The sequence below is a fragment of the Agrobacterium sp. K11 genome (assembly GCF_059429395.1).
In genome coordinates, this window is sequence record NZ_JCAHRB010000013.1 from 190,453 (window position 1) to 203,649 (window position 13,197).

The 13,197-nt window shown below is 55.9% G+C and carries 11 protein-coding genes; 4 read left to right on the top strand and 7 right to left on the bottom strand.

Annotated elements, in window-relative coordinates; translation table 11 throughout:
• Window positions 1-42: 42 nt before the first annotated feature.
• The 3 genes from ehuR to AC5SEO_RS23515 form a co-directional block, all read right to left on the bottom strand.
• On the bottom strand, window positions 43-1,491 hold the full coding sequence (ehuR, locus tag AC5SEO_RS23505; RefSeq protein ID WP_076845943.1) for a MocR-like ectoine utilization transcription factor EhuR: 1,449 nt from the start codon (window positions 1,489-1,491) through the stop codon (window positions 43-45).
• Between the two features lie 159 nt (window positions 1,492-1,650).
• On the bottom strand, window positions 1,651-3,054 hold the full coding sequence (locus AC5SEO_RS23510) for an aspartate aminotransferase family protein (protein WP_076845944.1): 1,404 nt from the start codon (window positions 3,052-3,054) through the stop codon (window positions 1,651-1,653).
• Window positions 3,055-3,068: 14 nt separating this feature from the next.
• Window positions 3,069-4,547, bottom strand: coding sequence for an NAD-dependent succinate-semialdehyde dehydrogenase (locus AC5SEO_RS23515; RefSeq protein WP_076845945.1), 1,479 nt, complete (start codon window positions 4,545-4,547; stop codon window positions 3,069-3,071).
• Between the two features lie 120 nt (window positions 4,548-4,667).
• Here AC5SEO_RS23515 and AC5SEO_RS23520 point away from each other — a divergent pair, with 120 nt between their 5' ends.
• The 3 genes from AC5SEO_RS23520 to AC5SEO_RS23530 all read left to right on the top strand — a co-directional run bounded on the left by AC5SEO_RS23520 (window position 4,668) and on the right by AC5SEO_RS23530 (window position 6,881).
• On the top strand, window positions 4,668-5,135 hold the full coding sequence (locus AC5SEO_RS23520; protein ID WP_035200482.1) for an Lrp/AsnC family transcriptional regulator: 468 nt from the start codon (window positions 4,668-4,670) through the stop codon (window positions 5,133-5,135).
• Window positions 5,136-5,240: 105 nt separating this feature from the next.
• Window positions 5,241-5,993, top strand: a complete 753-nt coding sequence (locus tag AC5SEO_RS23525; RefSeq protein WP_495364084.1) for a hypothetical protein — start codon at window positions 5,241-5,243, stop codon at window positions 5,991-5,993.
• 438 nt (window positions 5,994-6,431) lie between these two features.
• On the top strand, window positions 6,432-6,881 hold the full coding sequence (locus AC5SEO_RS23530; protein WP_013760977.1) for a hypothetical protein: 450 nt from the start codon (window positions 6,432-6,434) through the stop codon (window positions 6,879-6,881).
• A 429-nt stretch (window positions 6,882-7,310) separates the two neighbouring features.
• Here the strand turns inward: AC5SEO_RS23530 and AC5SEO_RS23535 are convergent, their stop codons facing one another.
• Entirely contained in the window at window positions 7,311-7,589 is a 279-nt protein-coding gene (locus AC5SEO_RS23535; RefSeq protein ID WP_013760976.1) for a hypothetical protein, read from the bottom strand.
• A gap of 397 nt (window positions 7,590-7,986) precedes the next feature.
• Here AC5SEO_RS23535 and AC5SEO_RS23540 point away from each other — a divergent pair, with 397 nt between their 5' ends.
• Window positions 7,987-8,787 carry a hypothetical protein gene (locus AC5SEO_RS23540; RefSeq protein ID WP_233284974.1) on the top strand — a complete coding sequence of 267 codons (801 nt, stop codon included), beginning with the start codon at window positions 7,987-7,989 and terminating at the stop codon, window positions 8,785-8,787.
• Window positions 8,788-8,826: 39 nt separating this feature from the next.
• On the opposite strand, the gene AC5SEO_RS23545 is transcribed toward AC5SEO_RS23540, so the two are convergent.
• From AC5SEO_RS23545 to AC5SEO_RS23555, 3 genes are all read right to left on the bottom strand, one after another.
• Entirely contained in the window at window positions 8,827-10,812 is a 1,986-nt protein-coding gene (locus tag AC5SEO_RS23545) for a DKNYY domain-containing protein (RefSeq protein WP_046205630.1), read from the bottom strand.
• A 142-nt stretch (window positions 10,813-10,954) separates the two neighbouring features.
• Window positions 10,955-12,052 carry a hypothetical protein gene (locus AC5SEO_RS23550; protein WP_233284975.1) on the bottom strand — a complete coding sequence of 366 codons (1,098 nt, stop codon included), beginning with the start codon at window positions 12,050-12,052 and terminating at the stop codon, window positions 10,955-10,957.
• 313 nt (window positions 12,053-12,365) lie between these two features.
• Complete coding sequence (locus tag AC5SEO_RS23555; RefSeq protein ID WP_236742545.1) at window positions 12,366-12,860, bottom strand: MgtC/SapB family protein; 495 nt, start codon at window positions 12,858-12,860, stop codon at window positions 12,366-12,368.
• Between the last annotated feature and the right edge of the window lie 337 nt (window positions 12,861-13,197).

Sequence of the window (13,197 nt, forward strand, 5' to 3'; positions counted from 1 at the left end):
ATTATTATATTGTAATGATTCAATGATTTTCGGATGGCAGCCTCAGCCGATTGACCCGATATCGTAGACCGGCGGCAGTTGCTCGAATGTCTGCCGCACGGTGGTCAAAGCCCTGGCGAGGCTTGCATGATTGAGGCGGCCGCCGAGGCATATGCGAATGCCGCCGCCATGGCTAGGACCGGCAATAAATGGTTCTGACGGGGTTACCGCGACGTTCTGGTTCGTGAGCGCGCGCACCAGGCCGTCCTCCGTCCAGCGCTGCGGAACCTTCAGCCAGGCGCAGAGGGAGAGGGGGTGGGTCGACCCTATATGGTGGCCCAGTATGTCCATGGCGATTTTCTGCCGCGCACGGGCCTCGGTGCGCTGGACATCCAGCAGCAGCCGTGCCGTGCCGTTTTCGACCCAACGCGTAGCGATCTCGGCCGTGAGATATGTCCCGCTCCAGCTCGACACACGCAGGATGGAGGCGGCGCGGATGGAATAGGCGGGTGGCACGACGAGATAACCGACGCGCAGCCCTGTCAACACTGTCTTGGTGAAGCTGGTGACGAAGAAGCCCAGATCAGGCAGCATTTCGGTGATGGATGGGAGATCATCCTCGATCATCGGACGGTAGACCTCGTCCTCGATGACAAAAATGCCGTACCGCTCGGCAATTGCGGCGATGGCCTGCCTTCGCGCTGCGCCCGACACATGCCCGGTCGGGTTGTTAAGCGTGGGAATGAGCACCAGAGCGCGGACACCTCCGGCTGCGCAGGCGGCCTCCAGCGCTTCGGGCAAAATGCCTTCTTCGTCGGTGGGTAAGCCCTTTAGGCTGAAGCCGAGGATATTAGACAGGCCGATAATGCCGTGGTCGGTCAGGTTTTCACAGAGCACCACGTCGTTAGAGCGGATAATGCAGCTCAGAGCGAGAAAAATGCCGTGCGCCGCGCCATTGGTGACAAGAATGCGTTCCGGGCCGGCTGTCACGCCCATCATGCCAAGCCATGTTCTGGCCGTTTCGCGATGGCTCTCGAGCCCCGCGACCGGCCGGCAGGGGCGCATGAAGCCAGAATTGTCACCATCGGCCATCTCGCGAAGAATGGCGCGCGAGGCATTTTCATGGTCATCGAGGTAAACGCCGCGGATGATGGATAGATCGAGCACCTCGGTTGGGCTGTGATCAAGCATCATACGACCTGCCCGCTCCGTCACCCGCGTCTTCACGAAGGTTCCGCGGCCAATTTCGCCGCTGAGATAACCAAGCCGCTCCGCCTCCTTGTAGGAAAGGCTGACCGTCTGGACAGAAAGGCCGAGTTCGCGGGCCAGATCGCGGTGTGTCGGCATGCGGTCCATCGGCTTCAGAACGCCGGCGTCGATATCAGCAATGATGCGTTCCGTCAGTGCGGAATGTTTCGTTTCGCCTTTCTGCTTAGCTAGCTTCGGTCGCCATGCCACCGGTCTCGTTGGGGAAACTGGATCTGGGCTGGGTGAATTGGCTTGACGACGCATGAAATTGTCTCGTTTTCGACGAAGGTAATTTCATGACATTATGCATGCTTCTATGAAAAGATGAAGCCTTATGCAGCGCAGACGGCAACTGCGCTGCAAAGAGGCGCAGTTGCCGTCGAAATGAGCAGCATTTGCGACGTTGAAAACTGAAGCTGCCGATCAGATTTTCTCGCCGGCCTGGACAAGATCATCCATGACACTGCGCACAGCGGCTTCAGCAATGGCGATGATCTCGTCGACCTCCTCCCGGGTCGTAACGAGCGGCGGTGCAAAGCCCAGAATATCGCCATGCGGCATGGCGCGTGCTATGAGACCGCCGTTGCGCGCTGCCTTGGAAACGCGTGCACCCACCGTGAGTTGAGGGGCAAAACGCGTCTTTTTTTCCCGGTCCGCCACGAATTCGATAGCGCCCATCAGTCCCACACCGCGCACCTCGCCGACGATCGGAAGCTGAGCGAACTTCGCCTTCAGTTGTTCCTGGAAATAGCTCCCAACGGCTCGTGCATTGCCTGGCAGGTCTTCCTTTTCGACGATGTCGAGCACGGCGTTTGCAGCCGCCGCTCCGATAGGATGGCCGGTATAGGTGTAGCCGTGGGAGAAGGCGCCGACGCGATCCGCGCCTTCCTCCATCACCTTGTAGACTTTCTCCCCGACGATAGCGCCCGAAAGCGGGAAATAGGCCGAGGTCAGGCCTTTAGCGACGGTGATCAGATCCGGCTCGATGCCATAATGCTGTGAACCAAACATCGAACCCGTGCGGCCGAAGCCGGTAATAACCTCATCGGCAATCAACAGGACATCGTATTTTTTGAGAACCTCCTGGATGGCCGGCCAGTAACCTTCCGGCGGCGGTGTGATACCGCCCGTTCCGAGCACCGGCTCGGCGATGAATGCACCAATCGTGTCCGGTCCTTCGCGCAGAATAAGCGCGTCCAGCTCTTCCGCGCGCCGCCTCGAAAATTCCAGCTCCGTCTCACCGGCTTCTGCGCCCCAATAGTGATGCGGAACGCCTGTATGCAGGATGCCGGCCCGTGGAAGGTCCATATGGTCGTGATAAAAACTCATGCCGGTCATTGAGCCGGAAACCACGCTGCAGCCGTGATATCCCCGTTCGCGGGAGATGATTTTTTTCTTGTGCGGCTTGCCGCGCAGATTGTTGTAATACCAAACGAGCTTGGCCTGTGTCTCGTTGGCGTCTGACCCTGACATGCCGTAGAAGACCTTGCTCATTTTGCCTGGTGCCATTCTGACGAGGCGATCGGAAAGGATGGCCAGCTCATCCGTCGTGTGGGCGGCATAGGAATGATAATAGGCAAGGCGGTAGGCCTGACGTGAAATCGCCTCAGCCACCTCGGTACGTCCATAACCGACATTAACGCAATACAGACCGGCGAAACCGTCGATCAACTGCTTGCCGTGCGCGTCCTGAATGCGGATGCCCTTGCCGGTTTCGACAATAGTGGGCTCGCCGAGTTTGCCGCTGGCAAAATCCTTGAGCTGCGTGAAAGGGTGCAAAACGGCGTTTCGATCCATTTCCGCAATATTCTTGACGTCGATTGTCATAGGCGAGTTCCTTTTCACGCAGCTAAGTTGCCGAAGCAGACATATTTGGGTTCGAGATATTCCATGAGACCATGACGCGAGCCCTCACGACCAAGGCCGGACTGTTTCCAGCCGCCGAAGGGAACGGGCGCGCCGGTAAATTTCGGCGTGTTGACGGCTACCATGCCATATTCCAGTTGATGCGTCAGACGCATCGCCCGGCCGAGATCGTTGGTGTAGAGATAGGCCGCAAGCCCCATCTCCGTCGAGTTGGCGCGTCGCACGACCTCCCGCTCGTCATCGAATGGCAAGATCGCGGCCACAGGACCGAAGGTCTCCTCCCGCGCGATCAGCATGTCGTCCGTGACATCGGCCAGCACGGTCGGGGTGACAAAATTGCCGCCGAGCGGACTGTCCTGCCCGCCGCAGATGAGTTGTGCACCGGCAGAGAGGGCCTGCGCGATTTGCTTGCGGCACTTTTCAGCGACGGAGGGGCGTGTCATCGGCCCTATATCGATGCCAGCCTCGAAACCGTGGCCGACCTTGAGTTCGGCACTTGCCTTGCCGAACTGACTGACGAAGCGGTCATAAATACCTCGCTGGACGTAAATCCGGTTGGCAGCGAGGCAGTCCTGCCCCGATGTTGCGAATTTCGCCCCGATGCAACCTTTTACGGCTTTGGAGACATCGGCGTCGTCGAACAGGATGAAGGGCGCGTGACCTCCAAGTTCCAGCGAGGCCTTCTTGATGGTCGCCGCCGATTGCGCCAGCAAAATACGACCGATTTCAGTCGAGCCGGTAAAGGAAAATGCGCGCACATCGGTGTGTTGCAACAGGCGGTGCGCAAGTGGTGCGGCGTGACCGGTGATGACCTGGAATACGCCGGCGGGCATTTCAGCTTCCTCAGCGAGCTTTGCCAAAGCGAGCGCCGAGAGGGGTGTTTCAGGCGCGGGTTTGACGATCATTGTGCAGCCAGCGGCAAGCGCCGCGCCCGCTTTGCGGGTGATCATAGCAGAGGGAAAGTTCCACGGGGTGATGGCCACGGTGACGCCTAGCGGCTGCATCTGGACCGAGAGACGACTGTCGGGCAAATGGCTCGGTATCGTCTCGCCGTAGGCGCGCTCGCCTTCGCCGGCAAACCAATCAAGGAAATTGGCAGCGTAAGCAATTTCACCAAGCGATTCCGAGAGTGGTTTGCCCTGTTCGGCCGTCATTATGACGGCGAGATCATGCGCGTTGTTGCGCATCAACTTGCCCCATTCACGCAAGATCTGCCCGCGTTCGGTTGGAAGCTTGTCGCGCCATTCTAGAAAGGCATTTTTCGCGGTGCTGACGGCATCATCCGCATCCTCAAGCGAGCATGCCGCCACACCGATGAGATCTTCTCCGGTCGCCGGATCAATGACACTGAGCGTTTCATCGCGAGCAACCCAACTGCCATGGAGAAAAGCGCGGCGCTCGATCAAATCCGGCCGCCGCAGGTTTTTTAATGCAGTGCTTGCAATACTTCTCATATGGAGCTCCCGGTAGATTTACAGGGAGACTAATGAAGCGCATTGAGCGGTTGACTGCGTTAATTATATCGTTCAAGCCGGAATTTCGCTTATTTTAGGTTCCGTACGCAGGATTTGTGCATGCATACTCTCGATAGAGCGGACAAGGCGTTGCTTGAAGCCGTTCAAAAAAACAATCGCCTTACGTCGGAAGAGTTGGCGCAACTCGTCAATCTTTCACCGACCGCATGCCAGCGGCGTCTCAAACGTCTGCGCGAAGATGGCGTCATCGAAGCGGATGTCGCCATCGTGTCGCCGAAGGCCGTTGGGCGAGGCATTACCATGATCGTGCTCGTTTCACTGGAGCGCGAACGCGCCGATATTGTCGATCGGTTCAAGGCGGCCATCCGCGCGACCCGGGAAGTGATGATCGGATATTATGTGACGGGAGACGCCGACTTCATTCTGGTCATCACCGCCAAGGACATGGAGGACTATGAGGCCTTTACCCGGCGGTTCTTTTACGAAAACCACGATATCAAGGGCTTCAAGACCATGGTCGTCATGGACCGGGTAAAGGCCGGATTCTCCTTTCCGATCGAGGTTTGACGACTTGCGATTCACAGATCTCGCCACTAGACGTCTGGGGTGGTTGAAGAGGCTGATAAACGTTTCCTGAGACCTCTCTACCCATCCAGACCTCGCGGCTATGGCATGTCCAATGCCGCCAAGCGCGTTGAACGCGGCGGCGGGCAGTCGATGAGGATCGGTCAGGGCGGCGGTGCTTCCGAACAACTCAAGTCGATAGAGGATATGAAAACCGCAAAGGACATATCGGACATCCCGACAGCGGGAGACCAGTATGATTCCGCTGAGAAAATTTACTGTTTTCTTGCTGCGCAACAGAACGGAATGAACGCTCTCAATTTGTTTTGTATCAACGATCTGTATTACACCATGGGGTGGGTCTCAGGGGCTTCTGTTGATGCGGCAATAGGGGTCGGGACATATTATCTTGCCGACGCCCGCAATCTTTTCAAAGGGGCGGCGGCCCTCAATGTCAAAACCGAGGCCACCCTGGTTGGCGCGTCCCTGGGTTCCATGATGGGCTTTTGGCGAGTTAAAAAATGGTACTCGCTGTGGAACGAGTTGTCCCGGTCAAAACGCGAGGAATACCCATTCCAAGCCTACAACGTTCATCCATTTTTCCGTGAATGGAAGTCGGAAGAATATACCTATCAAAAGCAGCTTGATTGTATCGCGGAACAGGACCGTATCATCAACTCGATCACTAGGGATACGCAGGTCAATCCCACTAAATACGGTTTCCCTGATTCCGGCTATGCACTGCAGAGGTCGGTAGAAATGACCGAGAAATTTTATTCGGGTGCGCGTTCCCCTGACAGTAACCCGTTCATGCCTTGGGTGCCTATGGATAAGCAACATATATTCTATAAGGGGAGGTGAGGCCGCATGTTTAACAAAGCCGGTGAAATTTGACGACGGATCGACGCCGGCGGGAATTTGGCTAGCGCTCCATTCCACCGAGCGCCAGTGGAAAAATACTATGTACGCATGCTCAATGCGGGTGGCTCAGGCCGTGACATCGCGCTGAAAGCGATAAGAACCCAACATGAGCTGTTGGCAAATCTATTACAATTCTCGGCCGACAGATGGAGAATGCTGTGCGATGGCCAAGGCTGGACACCGGTGGGCTGCTCCCAAACCGGGCAAGGAGAAAGGTATCGAAACACAATACGGGCCGGGCCGCACGGGGGAACTGGAAGACGGCAGCAAGGTTACCGTCCGTCCGGGAAGCTCTGACGGTCGTCCGACGTTGCAAATACGTAGGCCAAACGGTCGTCAGACCGAGATACGCTATAATGACGGACCTGGGGTTTAATTATGGACTTCATTGGAAAAGACTGCACGCTGGATCATCAGGCCATTCGAAACAGAAATTTCGCGGCGAGGATTTACCCCGAATTTCCAAGCGAGGAGGAAATCGCTCTCGTCGCCGCGCGTATCGGTAGTAACGAGATTGATTTCGCTGCTTACGAGTTCGGTCAGCCTCCGCGCCATTTTGCACCGCAACCGGTCGGGTTGGTGCTTGATGCACTGTTTGAAAATTCGCCCTATGGCCTTCTGATCCATTTTTCAGCTCATGATCTCTGGATCTGGGCGCCGGAGGATCACGAATACCTCGTTGTCTTTGGTGATACCAATCTGGTCAAGGCGATAGAACGAAGTGACATATTCTCATTCAGCTTTGCTGATTATCTGGGCAGTGGTGTTTTGTCGCAAGCGACGGTCACACATCTTCGCGGCGTAGCATCGAACTATACGATCGGGTAATGGCGGACGACCCCACTGAGGACTGATCACGGGTGTGCGGGAAGGGTCTGGGAATGTATTCGCTGGCCGGCACCTAGGTCGTCTACACGAAGAGCGGAACGAATGCGATCGCGAAGGTCAACGATTTGGACCTCGAGTTCAGCGTTTAAGCGCATCTTGCGGATTTGCGCAGCCAGAAGAGGCATTTGTATCCGCTTAACGTCGAGGTGGCTTTGAACAGCCCGCATGGCCACACGCAATCGCAGCGCTATACGCAGGCACGTCAAATTTAAACCTCGGCCTAAACCGAATGACTAAGATCGCTAGTGCCTCCGACCGCTTGCCGAACAAAATCGCATTGTCTTGGCACCGGTGAGGTGCTGCAGGGGGCTTGCCGAAACAGTCTGGTCGACGAGCAATGCCAAGGGCAACCTAAGCCTGGCGTTTCAGTTAAAGCAAAGAGACTACCATCATAGCCCAAACAAAGACGAGCATCGCGATGCAGGCTGGGCGGAACAGATAAAATCGCTGCCAGTTCGTGAGGCGGAGGTCGTTGTAGTGCATGGATCTGTCAAGTTTGACGTGATCCATGTTGCTGTCGACAGAAAAATCACCACCATTCTTCTTGTAGAAATTATACTCCCGAACCTGCGCGATAATCTGCTGCACAGCCAGAAGGCCAACCGCGATAAGAGCCGCAGAAAAAATGACGATCTCAAGTATCAGCAAGCGTTTCTCCTGTGCGATCGGTTGAAACGGCGACGTATCCGGGTTTGGATCAAATCGTGGGAGACGAAGTGTCAAATCGCTTCAATGGATGCAGTTGTTGTTTAAAACTACGCAATGTCGATTTTTTCGTCCAGTATCTGATAATGGTGTTGCGCGGTATTTCGGAGAGGTGAGAGATGGAAGTCCGCAAGCTCGATGCGGACACAGGGATAAACTGTCATGTGACGTCCTACATGACGGCATCAGATAGTGCCGGAAGAAAGTTGCTCAGGTGGCTGTAGAGAAAGGCAAGCAGACTGTAGATCCTTCTCGGAAGGCACTTGCACCGAGGCTGTATGCGATCCTGGCACGGTCAGCGAGAACAGGTGTCATATTTCGGCGCGGCCCGAGCCGGCTGGTGCAGCTCATTCGCTGGGACTTGCGCACCGACACTTTTGAACATGGTCAATGGTTGAAGGGACGGGTCTACGAGAGACGCTGCGATCTTTCTCCGTCCGGAGAACTTCTGGTCTACTTCGCGGCCACAAATCGCCCGCCCTACGCGAGCTGGACGGCCATATCGAAGCCGCCATTCTTCACCGCACTGACGCTTTGGCCAAAAGGAGACGCGTGGGGAGGAGGCGGTGTTTTCGAGGACGAGAACAAACTGCTTCTCAACCATCCGTTTGACGATAACCGCGTCTCGTTCGCTCCAGGTTTTCGATTGAAGCGAGGCATGCAAGTGGACCCGTGCGGTATATTGTCGGGACGTGGAGAGGACGAGCCCATCAGCGGCTACATACTTGCGCGTGACGGTTGGCGTGTGATCGACGCCGGTGAGGGGCAAACCAATGGCCTGAAGGCCTCGACCTTTTACAGCTTCAACAAGCCGCGTGTCCTGCAAAAACCGGGTGCAAACGGCCGGAGCCTTCAGATGGTTCTTCATTCGATCGGTCGCAGTCAAAAGGCGTGGTACGGACTGGACTACCGCGTGTTTGACCGGGACGGAACATTGCTTGTCGACCTTCCGGAAACGGATTGGGCAGACTGGGATGGCGGCGATCTGGTGTTTGCACGCGGCGGGTGCCTCTATAGGCTGGCAAAAAGCGACTTCCGATCCGGTAATGTCATGCCTATTGAGTCTTCCTCGCGCCTGCATGACTTCAACGGCGCAGGTTTCACCGCCCTGGCACCTCCGCACGCCGCTCGTCACTACTGACGCACCCAGCCTCGGGGGAGCTTTGATATCAGGCATTACTCATCCACTTGTATCTTCGGGTCGTAACCGCCTTACGATGCCACCGGAAACGTGGAGCTGTGTGTCGCCCACCCGGACCGCGTAGAGGCCGGCTAGCTCGACTTCGCCCGGTTCAATATCCTCAATGAGCAGCAGTCCTGTATCGGTCATCGCGTAAACATGCCGTGCGTCAACTGCGAATACACGGTTGAGGAAATGCAAAATGGCTGGATCGATTCCAGGAATCTTTTTGCGATAACTGCCTCCGAACAGCATCTCGCCGTTCGCATCAATCAGAAGCTGATCGTTGACACCACGCGCTGTGGCGGGATTGACCTTGCCGGGCCGGCTGATGGGCTTCCCGCGATAAAGCAGGGTATCGCCCATCCGTGCAAAGGAAAAGCCGAGCGATTCCACCGCTGCGGGATTGTCGATGCCGCGCTTGCGCACACCTTCAACGATCAGCCCTTTTGCGTCACGAGCATAGGCGCCGCCCAAAACCTCGAAGCTCGCCATGTCGATTTTGACGACAGCAAGCTCTGGTAAAGGTGCTGTACTGTCGATGTAATAGGCCTGCTGCTTGTCTTTGAACCATGGGCCGTCGAGCTTTTCGAAGCTAGCGGGATCGGCTTTCTCAATGGGCTCCATCCCGTAATGTTCGAGGCCGGGCAAGAAGTAGCGCAGGCCGTGCCGATCCTGCCCGAACACATCAACGATGTGTCGGAAGCTGTCGTGGTCGAAATGATCGAGTGAGACCCATTCGGCTTCCTGCGGACGCTGTGGCCTAACCAGAATCCGGCGTCCATCGCTGTAATAGAGACCGCCGATCGGTACTGGCTCATTCCCCACAGACGCGCTTACCGCACGGCGTGCCTTCTCCCGGTGCCACCAGCTGTCGGCAATCTCGGGATGGTTCTCGAAATAGCCGCTCCAAGACTCAAATTCTGCCGAGACTGATTGAGGTTGCCCTGCATAGTACGGCCGCTCGCTGTCATAAGCGCGATACTGACCTGCTTCTGATGCGCAGACAAAACTCTCTCGGTCCGCGTCGGGAATCAGGCTCTTCTCCCAATAGACATGCTTCCTGTCAGCGAAATATCTGCCTTCGTCGCCGATGGAATGGAAACTGGCCGCATCCGCGCCTTCAATCGCGACCCCGTAAGCATAGACTTTGCGACTGTCCTTTGCGTAGTGACTCTCTTCGATACGGATGCCCGGTTTCTGGCCGCTGCCGTAATAATAGCTGACGATCCCGAATGTACCCGGCTCCTCGGTGGGAAGGCGCAAGTTGGTAATGTAATAACCGGCGGCCTTGTCGACACCATAACGTTGATTCAGAACGGTGAAGCTGTCTGGATCGGCGCCGCGCGCTGAGAACCAGAAAAGCTTCGTTGGTGTCTCGCCCTGGCCGTAGACATGTCTATCGTCGCAAAACCAGCGGTCACCAAGCTGTCGAAAGGTGAAGGGGTCTACCCCGGACAACGGGACGCCCTTGCGGTCGCGGATTGGTGCGCCGTCCACATAGACCTGATGGCCATTGTGGATATAGCGGATGGTCGGGAATCGTCTTTCTCCGATGTAATGCGCGACCCAGTCGACATTGGCGAAGGGGCCGATACGAGGATTAGCTTCGACTGCCCGCCGCAAAGCCGCAAGCTCTGTGCGCATGCTGAAGGGTTCTGTTACCGATAGGCCGATGCCGTCATTCCCCGTCAGACGCTGGAAAAGCGCCCGATCCTGCTCGGGTTCGGGAAGTCCGTCCCGCCTGAACGCGGCCGCAACCCAATTTGTATTGGCGTAATGAAGTTGGCTGTAGCGCTCTTGGAACCGTTGCCAGCGCGCGGGATCTATGTTGAGACGCTCGAATATCTGTGACGCAGCATATCCGGCCTCGGCAAAAAGAGTGGCCGCATACCAATGGGCATAGGGTAGTGGGAAAAGTTCAGTCAGCTTAGTTCCGCCCAAGTCCGCTCCGATCTGTGGTGTCAATGCCAGCCGTGGTTCCAAGCCAGTTTACCTGTCTATCTTGCGCCATTTTTTGCGGCTCAAAATACCAGAAGGAAACAGGCTTTTTTTACTTTAAGAAAATACCCTATTTTGATGTTTTTTCTACATTTTGTGCGCTTTGGTTCTTTATGTGCGCCGGACCTTATTGCTGCGTTGTTACCATGGCTTGTCGCACGATATCGTAGACAGTAAGAGCTGGAAGACGGGAAAAGAAGTTGCTGTTATCGGCGGCGGAGGGCCACGCTGACCAAAGGGTGAGTACATGCAGGCGCCCATTCCGCCATATGACGGTCGCATCTATATCGCCGCTGTCCTGACCTTTTTTGTCTGTCACTGAAAACCGGAAGGTGCGTGCGGGGATTCCCTGTTTTGCAAGCAGACTGTCTTCCTCACTCGATATCAGTGCGGGTGGCCGGGCATCAGGTGTCTGCCTGACAAAGTAATCCCTCACGATCGTGGCTCCGGCCATTTCCAGGTCCGGTTTTTCCTTCATGTCCTGAACGAGCAGCCATATCAGGCCAACATCTCTTCCGCCCTTGCGCCTGATCATGTGCAACTCGGCCGGCAAAGCGCCATGAAAATCGTTGATCGGTATTTCCCACTGGTCCGGGATGCGGAGTGCGATCCGCTCGTTGGCTATCCGAACAGGAACCGATTGCAGCTCCTCCCCAAAGCTTGATTCTTCTCCATTTTCCCATGAGAGGCTGTCAATGAACGCAACGGCATACTTGTCAGCCCGAACTACCAGATCATAAGCCGCGTCAGCATCCGCCGCGTTGCTGACATCTGCAACGAAATTTATGCCCAGCGCCTGCTTCCCGCGAGAGAAGCAATAGCTGATAAGGGCGCTATGTGGTTCGCCGCTCTGATCCTTGGTGCCCAGAAGCATAGCTTCTGTCAGGTCCGATGCAACTTTTGAGACGCGCGTTGTGTATCCAGCAGTGTCTGCCTGGTAAGTGCAGATCCGGAACGCTGCCGATGGCGCCTGCAGATTGTACCCGATAAAGGTCGTCTCGATTTTCGGACTGGACGAATCTGAAGTTATTTTTCCGATGACTTTCACATTACCGATTGTGCCAGGCTCCGTCGGACTCATTGGTACGGTTTCGACCGTAGCATTTGGGGAAAGCGTCCCTTCAAGATTGAGGGCTGGCGCTGAGAAATCGAATTTTCTCATCACCGGTACGGCATTTTGAACGGCACTATCGTTATCCTGTGCAAAACCGGTTCCGGCGAACATCGTAACGGCGACCGAAGTTGCGACAAGCACACATGCAAAAGACCGGCATTTCTCTCCGTGTACCATCCGCTCCCCGGTCAACATCAAAAATTATAATTGTGCCTAACCGTGCAATGAAAAGTACAGCGACACAACCTCTGAGTTTAGACTGGTGAAGACTCTCATGGAAACGGCATTGGAAAAAGCGCCAGACGGCCGAAATCGTGACAGCTCTCAAAAATCTCCGAGAACAGATGTCAAGGGAATGTGATGTTCGTGTGCGCGAACATGGCGGCTATGGCGTTGTCGTTGAACCGGCCCTGGCGTCTCCAAACTACGTGAAGGTGCAGTAAAGAATGTTTGGCGACAAGCTAAGAGATTGCGCAAGAACGCTCATGACTTCGTCGTTAACGTCGTCACCTGAAATAGTGACATCAATGGTGATGGTCCTATCCAGTGAATTGACGCGCGGTGCGAGTGATGTGACTGCTAGTTGATGGTCACGCGTTTGGCTCATCAAACTCGACCGGACCTCGGTTTCGCTTTCCGTGGTCGTGCGGACCTCAACCCTACGACGTTGTGACTCGACTGGGTATTGTGGAACAAAGCGCTCGATGAGCCGAACAACTCTGGGGGAGGTTATGTTGATCAGCAAGATCAGAAGCGTTGCCTCAGCAGCCTCGAAAATTTCTCCATAACCCGCAAGGACGCCGATCGCTCCCGTAGCCCATATTGTCGCCGACGTGCTCAACCCGCGAATGTTGAGGCCGGTGCGCATGATCAGTCCTGCGCCAAGGAAGCCTATCCCCGTCACCACCTGGCCGCCCATGCGGATATCCTCGTTAACTTCGAGGATGGCGGGCAGGGCGCAGGCCGCTGGGCTACTTGGGCTTCGTGTGACCCAATTTCGGGGGCCCTCTGTAGGCAGGCTGGAGTGTACCCCGTTTCGCCGGACAGCTCGGCTTGTTTGATTCAGTCCTGATGAACTGCTGAGGGAAGCCGTCTCGAGCGCTTAACGGGGATAGGTGCATCGGGACGCCTAGGAAATTTGGAAGGGCGGCTCACTTTTAGGGGTGACCGATTAAAAGACGCCAATGTTGTCGTCGGCGCATACTATCGGCTCAATCCAAGCCCCTGCGACCGGTTAAGCTGCCGTCCGAGTGCGT